Annotated in this window: 13 protein-coding genes; 11 read left to right on the top strand and 2 right to left on the bottom strand. The window is 69.7% G+C overall.

Features of this window, described 5'->3' with window-relative positions; all coding sequences use genetic code 11:
• Nucleotides 1-9 precede the first annotated feature (9 nt).
• The 8 genes from ACIPPM_RS01385 to ACIPPM_RS01420 all read left to right on the top strand — a co-directional run bounded on the left by ACIPPM_RS01385 (nucleotide 10) and on the right by ACIPPM_RS01420 (nucleotide 10,715).
• Entirely contained in the window at nucleotides 10-936 is a 927-nt protein-coding gene (locus ACIPPM_RS01385) for a carbohydrate ABC transporter permease (RefSeq protein WP_393592272.1), read from the top strand.
• Between the two features lie 5 nt (nucleotides 937-941).
• Nucleotides 942-1,856 (top strand): carbohydrate ABC transporter permease, encoded by a 915-nt coding sequence (locus ACIPPM_RS01390; protein ID WP_401441867.1) that lies wholly within the window; start codon nucleotides 942-944, stop codon nucleotides 1,854-1,856.
• Between the two features lie 350 nt (nucleotides 1,857-2,206).
• Nucleotides 2,207-3,418 carry an ROK family protein gene (locus ACIPPM_RS01395; protein WP_401441868.1) on the top strand — a complete coding sequence of 404 codons (1,212 nt, stop codon included), beginning with the start codon at nucleotides 2,207-2,209 and terminating at the stop codon, nucleotides 3,416-3,418.
• A 133-nt stretch (nucleotides 3,419-3,551) separates the two neighbouring features.
• Complete coding sequence (locus ACIPPM_RS01400) at nucleotides 3,552-4,655, top strand: sugar ABC transporter substrate-binding protein (RefSeq protein ID WP_401444110.1); 1,104 nt, start codon at nucleotides 3,552-3,554, stop codon at nucleotides 4,653-4,655.
• A 178-nt stretch (nucleotides 4,656-4,833) separates the two neighbouring features.
• The gene (locus ACIPPM_RS01405) at nucleotides 4,834-5,625 is read left to right on the top strand and encodes an ATP-binding cassette domain-containing protein (protein ID WP_161149124.1); all 792 of its coding nucleotides are present in this window, start codon (nucleotides 4,834-4,836) and stop codon (nucleotides 5,623-5,625) included.
• Nucleotides 5,622-6,938, top strand: coding sequence for a sugar ABC transporter permease (locus ACIPPM_RS01410; protein WP_401441869.1), 1,317 nt, complete (start codon nucleotides 5,622-5,624; stop codon nucleotides 6,936-6,938). The genes ACIPPM_RS01405 and ACIPPM_RS01410 overlap by 4 nt, the downstream gene beginning before the upstream one ends.
• A 198-nt stretch (nucleotides 6,939-7,136) precedes the next feature.
• On the top strand, nucleotides 7,137-9,065 hold the full coding sequence (dxs, locus tag ACIPPM_RS01415; RefSeq protein WP_401441870.1) for a 1-deoxy-D-xylulose-5-phosphate synthase: 1,929 nt from the start codon (nucleotides 7,137-7,139) through the stop codon (nucleotides 9,063-9,065).
• Between the two features lie 147 nt (nucleotides 9,066-9,212).
• Nucleotides 9,213-10,715 (top strand): amino acid permease, encoded by a 1,503-nt coding sequence (locus ACIPPM_RS01420; RefSeq protein ID WP_401441871.1) that lies wholly within the window; start codon nucleotides 9,213-9,215, stop codon nucleotides 10,713-10,715.
• Nucleotides 10,716-10,745: 30 nt separating this feature from the next.
• Here ACIPPM_RS01420 and ACIPPM_RS01425 read toward each other — a convergent pair whose 3' ends face one another.
• Entirely contained in the window at nucleotides 10,746-11,138 is a 393-nt protein-coding gene (locus ACIPPM_RS01425) for an NTP pyrophosphohydrolase (RefSeq protein ID WP_401441872.1), read from the bottom strand.
• Between the two features lie 72 nt (nucleotides 11,139-11,210).
• Between ACIPPM_RS01425 and ACIPPM_RS01430 the strand changes: the two genes are divergently transcribed.
• Complete coding sequence (locus tag ACIPPM_RS01430; RefSeq protein WP_401441873.1) at nucleotides 11,211-12,230, top strand: hypothetical protein; 1,020 nt, start codon at nucleotides 11,211-11,213, stop codon at nucleotides 12,228-12,230.
• Between the two features lie 30 nt (nucleotides 12,231-12,260).
• Here ACIPPM_RS01430 and ACIPPM_RS01435 read toward each other — a convergent pair whose 3' ends face one another.
• Nucleotides 12,261-13,349: an LCP family protein gene (locus ACIPPM_RS01435; protein ID WP_401441874.1), complete on the bottom strand. Its 1,089-nt coding sequence runs from the start codon at nucleotides 13,347-13,349 to the stop codon at nucleotides 12,261-12,263.
• A 650-nt stretch (nucleotides 13,350-13,999) separates the two neighbouring features.
• Here ACIPPM_RS01435 and ACIPPM_RS01440 point away from each other — a divergent pair.
• Complete coding sequence (locus ACIPPM_RS01440; RefSeq protein WP_401441875.1) at nucleotides 14,000-15,706, top strand: stealth family protein; 1,707 nt, start codon at nucleotides 14,000-14,002, stop codon at nucleotides 15,704-15,706.
• Nucleotides 15,703-16,659, top strand: coding sequence for a hypothetical protein (locus ACIPPM_RS01445; protein WP_401441876.1), 957 nt, complete (start codon nucleotides 15,703-15,705; stop codon nucleotides 16,657-16,659). Before ACIPPM_RS01440 ends, ACIPPM_RS01445 begins: the two co-directional genes overlap by 4 nt.
• Nucleotides 16,660-16,662: the final 3 nt, after the last annotated feature.

Consider the following 16,662-nt stretch of genomic DNA (forward strand, 5'->3'; position numbering starts at 1 on the left):
CGTCCGGCAATGCAGCACGGCAAGTACGGGTTCATCACGGGGTTCCTCGCGGCCCCGCTCGGGCTCTACGCACTCTTTGTGATCTGGCCGTTCATCCAGTCCATCTACTACTCGTTCACGGACTGGACCGGCCTGAGCCCCGAATTCAGCATGGTCGGCACCGACAACTACACCCGGCTGCTGCACGACGACATCTTCTGGAAGTCGTTGACGCACAGCCTGGTGTTCGCGCTGCTGCTGCCGCTGGTGACGCTCGGCATGGCCCTGTTCTTCGCTTTCATGATCAATGTGGGCGGGCGGCACCGAAAGGGCGGACCGGTCGTCACCGGAGTGCGCGGCTCCGGCTTCTACAAGATCGTCTATTTCTTTCCGCAGGTACTCTCGATCGCCATCGTGGCCCTGCTCTTCGCCTTCGCCTACAACCCGGACAGCGGCGCCATCAACTCGCTGCTGCGCGGTATCGGGCTGGACTCCCTCCAGCCGCTCTGGCTGGGTGATCCGAACCTCGCGCTGTGGTGCGTGATGGCGGTGCTGGTGTGGTCCACCACGGGCTTCTTCGTGGTGCTGTTCTCCGCGGGCATGGCCTCGATCCCGGCCGAACTGTACGAGGCGGCCCTGCTGGACGGGGCCGGCCGCGCGACCACCTTCTTCCGGGTCACCCTGCCGCTGCTCTGGGACACCGTGCAGTCCGGCTGGGTCTACATGGGCATCCTCGCGCTGGGCGCCGAGTCGTTCGCGGTCGTCCAGATCATGACGACCGGCCCCGGCGGCCCCGACTACTCGACCACCGTGCTGGTCCTGTACGTGTACCAGAAGGCGTTCCGGGACGGTCAGGCCGCCTACGCCACCACCATCGGCGTCGCCCTGCTGGTCGTCACGCTCGCGTTCGCCGCGATCGTGATGCGGCTGGGCCGCCGCGAGCGGCTGGAGTACTGAGCCCCATGACAACCACCGACGCTCCCGCCCCGCGCCCCGCGCCCGTCGTGAAGACCGACGCGGTCCCGCCCCGCCCCGGTGCCCGCCGCGGCTCCGAGGGCTCCGTCCTCAACGTCTTCTCGCACGGCGTGCTGGTCATCTGGGCGATCATGGTCGTGCTGCCGCTGCTGTGGGCGGTGATGACCTCGTTCAAGGACGACAGCTCCATCTTCGGCTCGCCCTGGTCACTGCCGGACAAGCTGCACTTCGGCAACTTCTCCCGCGCCTGGACCCAGGCCCACATGAGCGACTACTTCCTCAACACCGTGCTGGTGGTGGGGGGTTCGCTGATCGGCACCCTGGTGCTCGGCTCGATGGCGGCCTATGTGCTGGCCCGCTTCGACTTCCCGGGCAACCGCTTCATCTACTACCTGTTCGTCGGCGGCATGAGCTTCCCGATCATGCTCGCGCTGGTCCCGTTGTTCTACGTCGTGAACAACATGGGGATGCTGAACACGATCCACGGACTGATCCTGGTCTACATCGCCTACTCACTGCCGTTCACCGTCTTCTTCCTGACCGCTTTCTTCCGCACCTTGCCCACTTCGGTGGCGGAAGCCGCCTTCGTGGACGGTGCCTCGCACGGCCGGACCTTCTTCCAGATCATGCTGCCGATGGCCAAGCCCGGCCTGGTCAGCGTGGGCATCTTCAACTTCCTCGGCCAGTGGAACCAGTACATGCTGCCGACGGTGTTGAACACCGACCCGGACAAGAAGGTCCTCACCCAGGGACTCGTCCAACTCGCCGTCAGCCAGGGCTACAAGGGCGACTGGTCCGGCCTCTTCGCGGGCCTGGTGATGGCGATGCTCCCGGTGCTGGCGGCGTACGTCGTCTTCCAGCGACAGGTGGTCGCGGGGCTGACGGCGGGGGCGCTGAAGTAGGCCGACCCCGCGCACCGCTCCCTCGGACCGGCCCCGGTGTACCCCGCCGGGGCCGAAGCACATCCGGACACCGGCGGTCACTTTGCGATCGTTACCGATCACCCCGCGCGAACCCTGCCGTCAGCCCGTGAAGCCACTCCTGGTCACAGCTCCGTCACGCGATGAAACCCACTCGGGGGAGGGAGGGCGGACGGCGGCGAGTGACAGCGATTTCCGTCAAGGACTTGACTGCGGTTACCCCTTCAGCAGAGCTTGGAGTTCATAACTTGTAAGTGGCCCGGTTCCGCAGATGTGACCTGGGCCACGGGTGGCGATGGGGCCGCCCACCGATGTCGGGAGTGGATGGGTCGATGGAGACTCCGGGGTCGCAGTCGTCGCTGCACCGAGCCAACCTGGAAAGAGTCGTACGGGCGGTGCGGCTGGCCGGGTCGCTCACACAGGCGGAGATCGCCCGCACGACCGGCCTGTCCGCCGCGACGGTCTCCAACATCGTGCGCGAGCTGAAGGACGGCGGAACCGTCGAGGTCACCCCCACCTCGGCCGGGGGCCGCAGGGCCCGCAGCGTGTCGCTGAGCGGGGACGCCGGGATAGTGATCGGCATCGACTTCGGCCACACCCACCTGCGCGTGGCCATCGGCAACCTGGCCCACCAGGTGCTCGCCGAGGACTCCGAGCCGCTGGACGTGGACGCCTCCTCGACGCAGGGGTTCGACCGCGCCGAGGAGCTGATCGACCGGCTGATCGCCGCGACCGGCGTGGACCGGGGCAAGGTGGCCGGGGTCGGGCTCGGCGTACCGGGTCCCATCGACGTGGAGTCGGGCACCCTGGGGTCCACCTCGATCCTGCCCGGCTGGAGCGGCACCCGCCCCGCCGAGGAGCTGCGCGAACGACTCGGCGTGCCGGTGCACGTGGACAACGACGCCAACCTGGGCGCCCTCGGCGAGCTGGTCTGGGGCAGCGGCAAGGGCGTCCGTGACCTGGCCTACATCAAGGTGGCCAGCGGGGTCGGGGCGGGCCTGGTGATCAACGGGCAGATCTACCGGGGGCCCGGCGGGACGGCGGGCGAGATCGGACACATCACCATCGACGAGTCGGGCCCGGTGTGCCGCTGCGGCAACCGCGGCTGCCTGGAGACCTTCACGGCCGCGCGCTACGTCCTCCCGCTGCTCCAGCCGAGCCACGGCACCTCCCTGACCATGGAGGGCGTCGTACGGCTGGCCAGGGACGGGGACCCCGGCTGCCGCCGGGTGATCGCCGACGTGGGCCGTCACATCGGCAGCGGCGTGGCCAACCTGTGCAATCTGCTGAACCCCAGCCGGGTCGTCCTGGGCGGCGATCTCGCCGAGGCCGGGGAACTGGTGCTGGCCCCCATCAGGGAGTCCGTGGGACGCTATGCGATCCCCAGCGCGGGACGTCAACTGTCCGTGCTTCCAGGGGCACTTGGGGGTCGCGCCGAGGTGCTCGGGGCACTCGCCCTGGCACTGAGCGAAATGGGCGATTCGACCCTGCTCGACGGGTCTGCCACGGCCTCGCTGCCCGTGGTCGCTCCTGCCTTCACTTAGATAACGGATGGCACCGTTGCCATCTCGTTAAGGATTTACTTCTTGACGCCGAACGCGTGGCCGAGTTGACTTCCAGCCACCTCGGCCGCAACGACGCGGCCTCGTCAGGGAGGTTTCTGAAGTGAACACGCGTATGCGTCGTGCGGCCTTCGCCGTTGCTGCTGGTGCCATGGCCGTCTCGCTCGCCGCTTGTGGCAGTGCCAAGGAGTCCGGTGGCGGTGCCGCCAAGTCCGCGGACAGCAAGAAGAAGGGCGACGCGATCACGGTCGGCCTGCTCCTGCCGGAGAACCAGACCGCGCGCTACGAGAAGTTCGACCGTCCGCTGATCGAGAAGAAGGTCTCGGAGCTGACGAACGGCAAGGGCAAGGTCGTCTACGCCAACGCCAAGCAGGACGCGACCCAGCAGAACCAGCAGGTCGACACCATGATCACCAACAAGGTGGACGTCCTGATCATCGACGCGGTCGACGCCGCGGCGATCAAGAACTCGGTGCAGAAGGCCAAGGACCAGGGCATCCCGGTCGTGGCCTACGACCGCCTGGCGCAGGGTCCGATCGACGCCTACACCTCGTTCGACAACGAGACCGTCGGCAAGACGCAGGGCGAGGCCCTCCTGAAGGCGCTGGGCGGCAAGGCCAAGTCCGGCAAGGTCGTCATGATGAACGGCTCCTCCACGGACCCGAACGCCGGGCAGTTCAAGAAGGGCGCGCACGACGTCCTCGACGGCAAGGTGAACGTCGGCAAGGAGTACGACACCAAGGAGTGGAAGCCGGAGAACGCCAACGCCAACATGGCGGCCGCGATCTCGGCTCTGGGCAAGAAGAACATCGTCGGCGTCTACTCCGCCAACGACGGCATGGCCGGCGGTATCATCACCGCCCTCAAGTCCGCGGGCATCGCCAACGTCCCGGTCACCGGCCAGGACGCCGAGCTCGCCGGTGTGCAGCGCATCGTCTCCGGTGCCCAGTACATGAGCGTCTACAAGCCGTACGCCCCGGAGGCCGACGCCGCCGCGGAGATGGCCGTGAACCTGGCGCAGGGCAAGTCCCTGGACTCCGTCGCCAAGGACAAGGTCGACAGCCCCACCACGAAGGCCGTCCCGTCGATCCTGGTCGCCGTCACCTCGCTGACCAAGGACAACATCAAGGACACCGTCATCAAGGACGGCGTCTACACGGTGGCCGACATCTGCACCGCCCAGTACAAGGCCGCTTGCGCCAAGGCCGGCCTCAACTAACCCCGACGGACCCCTCCTCCACCCCGTCGGCCGGATTCCCGCCGACGGGGCGGTGAGGCCCGCTCAGGCTCCTCCGGCGCCCCGCGCCCTACACAGCCCCGCAAGCTCGGCGCGGGGCGCCGGACGGAATTCCCCCAAACTTCTGCACAACCTCCCGCCGGGTCAGGCGGCGAAGGAGATGGTTCACGTGTCCGCTACGCCCGTGCTGGCGTTGCGCGGAGTCTCCAAGCGATTCGGTGCCGTCCAGGCGCTCACCGATGTCACGCTTGAGGTCCACGCCGGTGAGGTGGTCGCCCTGGTCGGCGACAACGGTGCCGGAAAGTCCACGCTGGTCAAGACGATCGCCGGCGTGCACCCCATCGATGAGGGTGTCATCGAATGGGACGGCAAGACCGTCCAGGTCAACAAGCCGCACGACGCCCAGAACCTGGGCATCGCCACGGTCTACCAGGACCTCGCGCTGTGCGACAACATCGATGTCGTCGGCAACCTCTACCTGGGCCGGGAGATCCGCCGCGCGGGCGTCCTGGACGAGGTCGAGATGGAGCGGCGCTCGCGTGAGCTGCTGGACCAGCTCTCGATCCGTATCCCCAGCGTCCGTATCCCGATCGCCTCGCTCTCCGGCGGTCAGCGCCAGGTCGTGGCCATCGCCCGGTCCATGCTCGGCGAGCCCAAGCTGGTCATCCTCGACGAGCCCACCGCCGCGCTCGGCGTCGAGCAGACCGCGCAGGTCCTCGACCTGGTCGAGCGGCTGCGGGAGCGCGGCCACGCCGTGATCCTGATCAGCCACAACATGGCCGACGTCAAGGCGGTCGCCGACAAGGTAGCCGTGCTGCGCCTCGGCCGCAACAACGGCGTCTTCGAGGTCAAGTCGACCTCGCAGGAAGAGATCATCTCCGCCATCACCGGCGCCTCGGACAATGCCGTCACCCGTCGTGCGGCGCGCACCAATGGGGAGATCAAGAAGTGAGCATCGAGAAGACCTCCACCCCTCCGGGCGACGCCGCCCCCAAGCCCTCCGCCGACGCGGCCGCGATGAACCCGGAGGCCGCCCCCGGCGCCGGTGTCGCCGTCGACCCCCGGCTGCTCGTGCGCGAGCAGGGACTCGCGGGCTACGTGGGCGAGTTCAAGCGCAAGATGAAGGCCGGCGACCTGGGCTCGATGCCCGTCGTCGTCGGACTCATCGTCATCTGGATCATCTTCCAGAGCCTGAACTCCAACTTCCTCACCGCGGGCAACCTCACCGACATCTCCGTCGCCATGGTCGGCACGGGCATGATCGCCGTCGGTATCGTGTTCGTCCTGCTGCTCGGCGAGATCGACCTCTCGGTCGGCTCCCTCTCCGGTGTCGCGGGCGCCACCTTCGCGGTGCTCAACATCTCCAACGGCATGAACGAGGTGCTGGCCTTCGTGCTGGCGATCCTCACGGGCACCGTCGCCGGTGCCGTCCAGGGCTTCTTCTTCGCCAAGATCGGTGTGCCGGCCTTCGCCGTCACCCTGGCGGGGCTGCTGTTCTGGAACGGCCTGATGCTCAAGGTCCTGGGCGACAACGGCACGATCAACCTGAACAGCGACGGCCTGGTCGCCAACCTGACCAGCTACTACTTCTCCGACGTGGCCGCCGCCTACGGCCTGGCCGCCGTGGTGACGGTGCTGTTCTTCGTCAGCTCCTTCCTCGGCAACAAGCGCCGTGACGCCGCCGGGGTGCCGTCGAAGCCGCTGAGCGAGATCATCCTGCGCACCGTGCTGCTGGGCCTGGTCTCCTTCGCCGTGGCGATCATGTTCAACCAGTACAAGGGCCTGCCGCTGGCGGTCGTGCTCTTCGTCGCGGTCCTCTTCGTGACCGACTTCGTGCTGCGCCGCACGGCCTACGGCCGCAAGGTGTTCGCGCTCGGCGGCAGCGTCGAGGCGTCCCGCCGTGCCGGTATCAACGTGGATCTGGTCCGCATCTCGGTGTTCGCCATCTCCGGCACCTTCGCGGCGCTGGGCGGTCTGTTCATCGCCTCCAAGATCGCCTCCGCCAACCAGGGCGCGGGCGGCGGTGACCTCCTGATGAACGCCATCGCGGCGGCCGTCATCGGTGGCACGTCCCTCTTCGGCGGCCGCGGCCGCACCTGGAACGCGCTCCTCGGTGTGCTGGTCATCGTCTCGATCCAGTACGGCCTGGCGCTCCAGGGCATCCCCTCGCCGGTCCAGTACATGATCACCGGTGGCGTCCTGCTGGCGACCGTCGTCATCGACGCCGTCACCCGCAAGACCCAGAAGTCGGCCGGCCGCGCGTAAGCTCGGCAGGCTTCGGGAGCCCGGCGCGATGGAGCGCCGGGCTCCTGTGTTTCCCCTGGTCGCGTCCCCGCCCATCGGGGGTGCGGCCGTTCGCGTGACCGCGGGGGCACCGCCCGGGCCACTGGCCGCCGGAGCGGAACATTAGACTCATCAAGCCCGGCAACAGCTCGATCAGCTCATACTTGCAAGGAGGCACGGGTGCCGCTGCTGACCCGCATCACGGGACCGCGCGATCTGGACCGGCTCAGCCTGGAGGAGCTGAACCAGCTGGCGGAGGAGGTCCGCACCTTCCTCGTGGACGCCGTGTCCAAGACCGGCGGTCACCTCGGCCCGAACCTCGGTGTGGTGGAGCTGACCATCGCCCTGCACCGGGTCTTCCACTCGCCCGCCGACAAGGTGCTGTGGGACACCGGCCACCAGTCCTACGTGCACAAGCTCCTCACCGGGCGCCAGGACTTCTCCCGCCTGAAGATGAAGGGCGGCCTCTCCGGCTACCCCGCGCAAGGAGAGTCCGAGCACGACGTCATCGAGAACAGCCACGCCTCCACGGTGCTCGGCTGGGCCGACGGCATCGCCAAGGCCAACGAGCTGAAGAAGTCCGACGACCGCGTCGTGGCCGTCATCGGTGACGGCGCGCTGACCGGCGGCATGGCCTGGGAGGCGCTGAACAACATCGCCGAGGCCAAGGACCGCCCGCTCGTCATCGTCGTCAACGACAACGAGCGCTCCTACGCGCCCACCATCGGCGGCATGGCCAACCACCTGGCCACCCTGCGCACCAGCGACGGCTACGAGCGCTTCCTCGCCCGCACCAAGGACCTCCTGGACCGCACCCCGGTCGTCGGCAAGCCGCTCTACGAGACGCTGCACGGCGCGAAGAAGGGCCTGAAGGACTTCATCGCCCCGCAAGGCATGTTCGAGGACCTCGGCCTGAAGTACGTCGGCCCGATCGACGGCCACGACATCGAGGCGCTGGAGTCGGCGCTGGTGCGTGCCAAGCGGTTCGGCGGCCCGGTCATCGTGCACTGCCTCACCGAGAAGGGCCGCGGCTACCAGCCCGCCCTCCAGGACGAGGCCGACCGCTTCCACGCCGTCGGCAAGATCCACCCCGACACGGGCCTCCCGATCGCCTCCTCCGGCGCCGACTGGACCTCGGTCTTCGGCGAGGAGATGGTGAAGCTCGGCGAGGAGCGCGAGGACATCGTCGCCATCACCGCGGCCATGCTCCAGCCGGTCGGCCTGGACAAGTTCGCCAAGCGCTTCCCCGAGCGGGTCTACGACGTCGGCATCGCCGAGCAGCACGGCGCCGTCTCCGCCGCCGGTCTCGCCCACGGCGGGGTGCACCCGGTCTTCGCGGTGTACGCCACCTTCCTCAACCGCGCCTTCGACCAGGTCCTGATGGACGTCGCCCTGCACAAGTGCGGTGTGACCTTCGTCCTGGACCGGGCCGGGATCACCGGCACCGACGGCGCCTCCCACAACGGCATGTGGGACATGTCCATCCTCCAGGTGGTGCCCGGCCTCAGGCTGGCCGCGCCGCGCGACGCCGACCAGGTCCGCGCCCAGCTCCGCGAGGCCGTCGCCGTCGAGGACGCGCCGACCGTGGTCCGCTTCTCCAAGGGCGCCGTCGGCCCCGCCGTACCGGCCGTGCGCCGGGTGGGCGGCATGGACGTGCTGCGCGAGCCGGGCACCGAGCGCCCCGACGTGCTGCTGGTGTCGGTCGGCGCGCTCGCCCCGATGTGCCTGGAGATCGCCACGCTCCTCGACAAGCAGGGCATCTCCACCACCGTGGTCGACCCCCGCTGGGTCAAGCCGGTGGACGAGGCGATGGCCCCGCTCGCCGAGCGGCACCGGGTCGTCGTCACCGTCGAGGACAACAGCCGCGTCGGCGGTGTCGGCTCCGCGATCGCCCAGGCGCTGCGCGACGCGGGCGTGGACATGCCGCTGCGCGACTTCGGCATCCCGCCCCGCTTCCTCGACCACGCCTCGCGCGCCGAGGTCATGGCCGAGATCGGGCTGACCGCTCCCGACATCGCCCGGCAGGTCACCGGCCTGGTCGCCAAGATCGACGGCCGCTTCGGCCAGGACACGGACGCCATGGACTCGGTGGAGTCCGCGCGCGACTGACCACCCGAACGCCACGGCTCACGGGCCGGTTCCGCACCCTTCTCAGGTGGCGGAACCGGCCCGCTTGCGTGAATCTGCCATTGCCGGGGCACACGCACCCCGTCCCTCTCGACCATGTCGAGGACGACAAGCGTGGGAGGTAGGCACGTGAGCACGCTCTTCCGTACGAAGAACGTCGAGCAGTCCATCCGGGACACCGAGGAACCGGAGCACTCGCTCAAGAAGTCCCTCTCCGCCCTCGACCTGACCGTGTTCGGTGTCGGTGTCATCATCGGCACCGGCATCTTCGTGCTGACCGGCCAGGTGGCCCGGAACAACGCCGGTCCCGCGGTCGCCATCGCCTTCGTCGTCGCCGGTGTGGTCTGCGGCCTGGCCGCGCTCTGCTACGCCGAGTTCGCCTCGACGGTCCCGGTGGCCGGGTCCGCGTACACGTTCTCGTACGCGTCGCTGGGCGAGCTGCCCGCCTGGATCATCGGCTGGGACCTGGTGCTGGAGTTCGCGCTGGGCACGGCGGTGGTGGCGGTCGGCTGGTCGGGATACATCCGCTCGCTGTTCGACAGCTGGGGCTGGCACCTGCCCGAGTACCTGTCGGGCCGGGACGGGGCCCACGGGTTCGGCTTCGACGTGCTCGCCGCCCTGCTGGTGCTGGTGCTCACCGCCGTGCTGGTGGTCGGGATGAAGCTGTCGGCGCGGATCACCTCGGCCGTCGTCGCCATCAAGGTGGTCGTCGTCCTCATCGTGATCGTCGCGGGAGCCTTCTTCGTCACCGGTGACAACTACAAGCCGTTCATCCCCCCGGCCCAGGCGCAGGAGGCGGGTGGCAACCTCAAGGCGCCGCTGATCCAGCTCATGTTCGGCTGGGCGCCCGCCAACTTCGGTGTGCTGGGCATCTTCACCGCCGCCTCGGTGGTGTTCTTCGCGTTCATCGGCTTCGACATCGTCGCCACCGCCGCCGAGGAGACCCGCAACCCGCAGCGGGACATGCCGCGTGGCATCCTCGGCTCGCTGGTCATCTGCACGGTGCTGTACGTGGCGGTGTCCCTCGTCGTCACCGGCATGCAGAAGTACACCGAGCTGTCGGTGGAGGCACCGCTCGCGGACGCCTTCAAGGCGATCGGGCATCCCGTGTACGCGGGCATCATCAGCTTCGGCGCCGCCGTCGGCCTGACCACGGTGTGCATGATCCTGCTGCTCGGGCAGACCCGGGTGTTCTTCGCCATGAGCCGCGACGGACTGCTGCCCCGCTTCTTCTCCCGCGTCCACCCGCGCTTCCGCACCCCGCACCGGCCGACCATCCTGCTGGGCGTGATCATCGCGATCATCGCGGGCTTCACCAGCCTCAGCGAACTGGCCGAACTGGTCAACATCGGCACCCTGTTCGCGTTCATCGTGGTGGCGATCAGCGTGATCATCCTGCGCCGGACCCGCCCCGACCTGCCCCGCGCCTTCCGCACCCCGTGGGTCCCGGTGCTGCCGATCGTGTCGGTCGCCGCCTCGCTGTGGCTGATGCTCAACCTGCCCGCCGAGACCTGGCTGCGGTTCGCCATCTGGATGGCGATCGGCTTCGTCGTCTACTTCCTCTACGGCCGCACGCACAGCCGTCTGGCCCGGGGCGAGGACCAGCCCGCGGAAACCCCGAAGGCGACCTGAGCCGTACGCCGGTCCGCGCTACGGAGACCCTCAGCCGAGGGCCGTACGCGGACCGGCGACGTCGGCGCCCAGCTCGCCGACCCGGCGCCGCAGTTCGCGGTCGGCGGTCACCACCAGCCGGTCCCGGTCGGCGGACCCGGCGACCAGCTCCACGATCCAGTCGTCCCCGCTGCCCGGCGCGGACTCCACCCGCACCCCCGGCACCGACTCGACCCCGCGTGCCGCGCCCTCCACCACCAGCACGATCTCCGCCGGGTCGGTCCTGCCCGGCAGTCCGGCACTGGCCAGCCGGTCCCGCAGCCGCTCGGCGGCCCCCTTGCGGTCCTTCCACCAGCCGTCGGGCCGGGAGCCCATCACATTGGCGCAGTCCACGATCGCCAGCACGGGATCGCCCTGATCCGGAACACCGCGTACGTCGTCCATGCGCCCAGGGTCCCACGGGAGCCGCACGGGGGCGCGGTCCGCGGCCTTGACCAGGCAGCTTATGGTGATGCGGTGAACGGCGACTGGCTCATACGCGGCCGCGACGGCCGACTCGGTGTCTACCACCCCACGGCCGACGGCGTGCTGTCCCGGGCGGAACACCGGCCGGGCGGCGGCTGGACCGCCCCGCGCAGGGTGGGCGGCGAACAGGAACTGCGCCCCGGCCTCGCGGTGGGCCAGGGCGCGGACGGCTATGCCCACCTCGTCTCCTGGCGCCCGGCGGCGAAGGACGAGGCGGTCCTGACGCACTCCACCCACTACCGTGCCGACCTCGCCGCCCTGGACTGGGCCCCGGTCGGCCACCCCAACCGCAAGGGCCCCCGCACCTCCGAGCCCGCGGTCGCGGTCGACGCCCAGGGCCGGGCCCATGTCTTCGTGGTCAACGGCGGCCAGGGCCTGAGCATGGTCGCCCAGCGGGAGAAGGGCGGCTGGGACCCCTGGCGCGACCTGCAGGGCTCCCGCGTCCAGGACGGCCTGGCGGCGCTGACGGGGGAGTCCGGCCTGGTCGAGGTGTACGCGGCGGTGCCCGGCGGCATCCTGCACTGGGCCCAGGAGAAGCCGGGCGAGCCGCCCGTCATGACGGAGTCGCTGGAGGCGCGGGTCAGGCCCGGCACCCTGGCCGCGCTCGCCACCTCCGCGCACAGCACGACGGTGTTCTACACCGACCTCGAGGGCCTGCTCTGCGCCTGGCGCCCCGGCTCCGCGCCCGTCGCACTGCTGTACGCGGCCGGTCCCGGCCCGGTCAGCGCGACGCGCTGCCTGCTCGACGGCCACGACTGCACCGTGCTCGCGCAGCGCGCGGCCAACGGCCGGGTCGTCATCGCCGCCTATCCGACCCAGGCGGAGTCGGCGGGCGCCTGGTGGGCCGAGTCGGGCCCGGAACTGCCCGAGGACGCGCGGGTCTTCCTCGCGGGCGACGCGCACTCCGGCCGGTTGGCCGCGGCCGCGCTCTCCCCGTCGACCGGACGGTTCGTCCTCACCCGGCGCAAGGACGAGCCGGGCCTCGCGCTGGAGCCCTGGCAGGAGATCTGACCCCGCGCCCGCGTGGGGCGGCGAAGTCCCTTACGGGGTGGCGCCGCCGCGCGCGGGCGACTTCTTGGCGGAGTCGGGGATGGTCCCGTCCGTGCGCAGGGCCGCCCAGAGCTGCTTGGCCTGGGGCTCGGCGGCCACGACCCGGTTGGGGTCCTGGGTGTCGTACCGCACCGGGAGCATGATCGTCTCCATGGTGGAGGTGTCCACACCGTTCATGCTGCGGCTGAACTCGGCGAGCTTGCTGAGCGAGGCGAGCCCGGAGTCGGTGGTGAGCGCGGTGGTGAGGTCGTCCGCCACGGCGTACGCCTTGGCCGGGCTGCCCATCAGGTCCTGCCGCTTGATCTCGGCGAGCAGGGCCATCAGGAACTTCTGCTGCATCCCGATCCGGCCCAGGTCGCTGCCGTCCCCGATGCCGTGCCGGGTGCGGACGAACTGCAGCGCCTGGGTGCCGTCGAGCCGGTGGGTGCCCGCGGCCAGGTCCAGGCCGCTGGAGGAGTCGTGGATGTCGCGGTCGACGGTGACGGGCACGCCGCCGATCGCGTCGACGAGGCCCTGGAACCCGGCGAAGTCGATCTCCACGAAGTGGTCGAGCCGTACGCCCGACATCTTCTCGACCGTCTTGACCACACAGGCCGGACCGGCCGCCGAGTAGACCGAGTTGAACATGACGCGGTCGGCCGAGGGCAGCTTCGAGCCGTCGGCCTTGGCGCACTCGGGGCGGGTGACGAGGGTGTCGCGCGGGATGCTGACGGCGACGGCCTTCTGCCGCCCCTCGGGTATGTGGATCACCAGCGCGGTGTCCGAGCGCGCTCCGGCCACGTGCCCGGTCCCGGTCGCGGCGTTGGCGCCCGCGCGCGAGTCGGAGCCGAGGACCAGCACGTTCTGCCCGGAGGTGGGCAGCTTCGCGGGCCGGTCGTCGCCGAGGGACTGGTCGAGGTCGACGCCCTTGATGTTGCCGTCGAGGCTGTCGTAGAGCCAGTAGCCGGTGCCGGCTCCCGCCAGGACGAGCACCGCCAGCGTGAGGAGGATCCACCGGCCGGTACGGCGCCGACGGCGGGGCGCGTCCTTCTCGGGCGTCCGGGGCCGACCGGTCGGCGCCTCGGCCTTGGGAGTTGTCATGAAGTGGCTGTCCTCGTCTGCTCATACCAGGGCGATATCGTGCTGAGTGCTCGGACAGACCGACCAGCCGCGACGGACGTTGTACGGCAATGATGTAGATCACATGGCATGTCTGAGTAGGTCGCACATGCGAACCTGGTGCGGTCGTCGATCGCACAGGGGAGATGACCGGCGCGTGGCCCTGATGTGCACGCGGCGTGCATATTATGTGACGGCTCAATATTTTCGGATCGAAGGGGGCCTGGTCGTGACGCGCTTGCTGCTGTTTCGTCGCGCCGGGGAGGGCGGAGTCCGGTTCCATCGGACTTGATACCGTTCGGCGGGACGGGTCGGTTCCGCGCTGACGCCGCGCGCGATGGGGCGCGCCAGGTGTGATCGACCGTGCCGACCGCCCTGTGAACGCGGGATTCGGGCGCGCCTCGGGTGAGGATGCGGCCGACGGTGGGGGCGACCGTGGTGTGTGTGGGGGGCGACGGGCCCCGGTTCGGGATGGAGTTGCTGTCCGTGTGACCGACTCCGGACTTCGAATTGGATGGTGTGGACGTCGAGTGAGCCTGAACAACCCTGAAGCAAGCGCGCTTGTGTCGACATATCGATCCGTCGTGCCGGTGGGGGCCCGGCGCTGGATCGTCCAGAAGGTCCCCACCCCCATGCGTACTTCGGTGAAGCGGTCCTTCGCCACGGCCGACGCCGTCCGCTCCGCGGCCGTGGTCCGGGCGATGGGCGGCCGTCGCCGGGGCGAGGACGGTGCCGCCGACGACGTCCGGCGCGTTGTACGGGTGGGCGGCAAGCACCTCCAGGCCGTGGAGGTGGACGGTGCCACGGAGTGGGCCGCGCGGGCGCGCAACCTCCATCTCCTCGTCTCCTTCCTCGAAGAGGCCGAGATCGACTACTTCTGCGTCCGCGGCACGAGTTCGCCGCGGGTGCCGTGCGTGGCGATACCCGCCCGGTGGCGTGGGCAGTTCGAGGAACTGCTGCAGGCCGCCTGCGCGCGGTATCCGGGATATGTCGGGACGGCGTCCCCGCTGCGCCTACGGCCGGGAGGTTCGGCGACGAGCTGGCGTGCGCTGCGCAGGCAGAGCGTGTTGCGGCTGGCCTGGGTGGTCTGCGATCCCACCGGAAAGCTGGTGTTCGGCGGCGAGTCCGGCTGCGACATCGAGTTCTGGGACGAGGTCGACGGCAAGCTCGTGGCGCCGCGCCCCAACAAGGTGGTGACCGAGATCCCCGTGGACGCGGGGAGGTGCTGGGCGGGGCAGAAACGTTTCAGCACAGTGCCGGACCCCTACGTGACCGGCCGTACCCGTACCCTCCCCGAGTTCCTCGCCGCGCTGCCCGACGACCACCTCTTCCCGATCGACGTCGTCTACACCTGGGTCGACGATTCGGACCCGCGGTGGCGTATGCGCAGGGACGCGGCCCGCAGGCAGCTCGCGGCGGGCCAGGGGGACGTACCGCACGAGCAGGCGGTCAACGACGCCCGGTTCACCAGCCGGGACGAGCTGAAGTACTCACTGCGGTCGCTCCACCAGTACGCCCCGTGGGTGCGCAACATCTTCCTGGTCACGGCCGGTCAGGCGCCGTCGTGGCTGCGTACGGACTTTCCTGGCATCCGGGTGGTGGACCACCGGGAGATCTTCTCCGACCTGGACGCGCTTCCGACGTTCAACTCGCATGCCATCGAAAGCCAGTTGCATCACATCGAGGACCTGTCGGAGCACTTCCTCTACCTCAACGACGACGTGTTCTTCGGGCGTCCCGTGTCGCCGGGGACGTTCTTCCATCCCAACGGGCTGACCAAGTTCTTCCAGTCGAAGGCGCTGATCCCGTCCGGGGGCGCCAGCTCGGACGACCTCCCCGTCAACGCGGCGGGCAAGAACAGCCGGGGCCTGATCGCCCAGCAGTTCGGCACGGTCATCTCCCAGAAGATGAAGCACACTCCGCACGCGCTCCGGCGCAGCATCCTCGCGGAGATGGAGCACGTGTACGGCAAGGCCCACCGCGTGACCCAGCACTCGCGCTTCCGGTCGCCCACCGACGTGCCGATCGCCTCGTCGCTGCACCACTACTACGCCTACGGATCGGCGCGCGCCACCGTCGGCGACATCCGGTACCTCTACGTCGACCTGGCCGACGAACTCGCCCAGCGGCGGCTCAACAACCTCCTGGTGCGCCGCAACTTCGACACCTTCTGCATGAACGACACCGTCACCGCCGCCGATCCCGAAGCGCAGGCTCGCATGGTCTCCACCTTCCTGGACTCCTACTTCCCGGTCCCCAGTCCTTTCGAGGCCGCCCCCGAAGCCGCGCCGCTCCGTGGTGCGGCCCGCATGGGAGAACTGGGGAACACCGAGTCATGACGCTCCGTCACAAAACCTCGGCCGTCACCCGGCGCGCGAGGGCGGTCCCGCGCCGTCTGCGCCCCCGTGCCGTGCTCCTGCGTGCCTGGCTGATGGGCTTTCTGATCCCGCTGCGCAGGCGGGCCGCGCAGGTCCGTTACGTCGGCATCCTCGACGGTCAGACCGTGAACCTGCATGTCCAGCTGCCCGCCTCGGCCGGACTGCCCGAGCAGGCGGAGATCGTCCTGAGCCGCCGACGGCACAGCCACCCCACCGAGGCCCGTGTCTACCGGGGCGCCGAGGGTGAGATCTTCGTGGACGCCGCCGTCCTGCTGGGCGCCGCGGTCGGCGGGCTGCCCATCGGCACCGGACGCTGGCGCGTGAGACTGCGAGTCCGCACCGGACGGCGCACGCGCACGCTGTCGCTGTTGCTGGTGGAACCACCGGTTCCCTACGCCGGACCCACCAAGCCGATGGAGGCCTCGCCGGTGACGGGTGAACGCCACCGCATCGGCCGCTCCGTCCGTGGCAGCGTCCGCGTGGTCAGCGCCGACGCCCGTGCCGCCGTCGAGGTGGCCAAGGTGCACCTCGAACATTCGGGACTCACCGTCGACTTCCGGGTGCTCGGTACCCGGTTCGACGAGCCGTGGGCCGAGTTCAGGGCCTCCGGACGCACCGTCGAGCGGGCCGTCACCGCCCTCGGACCCGACATCCTTCGCGTCGAGGTGCCCCTGGGCGAGATGGCGCCCCGTGGTGTCGCGCCCGAACACTGGGACGTCGGCCTGCGCGACGCCACCGGCAGGTCGCTGCGTCTGGGGCGCCGACTGCACGACGTGCGTAATCCGCTGCGCGTCTTCGCCGTCCGTCGGCTCGCCGTCACCCCGGCGGGGCTCACCACCATGATCGTCCAACCGCGCTACACCCCCGCAGGGAATTTCCGGGTGACCTGCACGCGCATGCCCGAGGCAGGCTGAACC

This window comes from Streptomyces sp. NPDC090119 (assembly GCF_044747085.1).
Lineage (GTDB): Bacteria > Actinomycetota > Actinomycetes > Streptomycetales > Streptomycetaceae > Streptomyces.

Excerpts from the sequence above, each read along its gene's own strand:
- ACIPPM_RS01445 (WP_401441876.1), top strand. The coding sequence starts at position 15,703 with ATGACGCTCCGTCACAAAACCTCGGCCGTCACCCGGCGCGCGAGGGCG.
- ACIPPM_RS01405 (WP_161149124.1), top strand. The coding sequence starts at position 4,834 with ATGGTTCACGTGTCCGCTACGCCCGTGCTGGCGTTGCGCGGAGTCTCC.
- ACIPPM_RS01440 (WP_401441875.1), top strand. The coding sequence starts at position 14,000 with ATGCGTACTTCGGTGAAGCGGTCCTTCGCCACGGCCGACGCCGTCCGC.
- ACIPPM_RS01435 (WP_401441874.1), bottom strand. The coding sequence starts at position 13,349 with ATGACAACTCCCAAGGCCGAGGCGCCGACCGGTCGGCCCCGGACGCCC.
- ACIPPM_RS01395 (WP_401441868.1), top strand. The coding sequence starts at position 2,207 with ATGGAGACTCCGGGGTCGCAGTCGTCGCTGCACCGAGCCAACCTGGAA.
- ACIPPM_RS01390 (WP_401441867.1), top strand. The coding sequence starts at position 942 with ATGACAACCACCGACGCTCCCGCCCCGCGCCCCGCGCCCGTCGTGAAG.
- ACIPPM_RS01400 (WP_401444110.1), top strand. The coding sequence starts at position 3,552 with ATGCGTCGTGCGGCCTTCGCCGTTGCTGCTGGTGCCATGGCCGTCTCG.
- ACIPPM_RS01425 (WP_401441872.1), bottom strand. The coding sequence starts at position 11,138 with ATGGACGACGTACGCGGTGTTCCGGATCAGGGCGATCCCGTGCTGGCG.
- ACIPPM_RS01385 (WP_393592272.1), top strand. The coding sequence starts at position 10 with ATGCAGCACGGCAAGTACGGGTTCATCACGGGGTTCCTCGCGGCCCCG.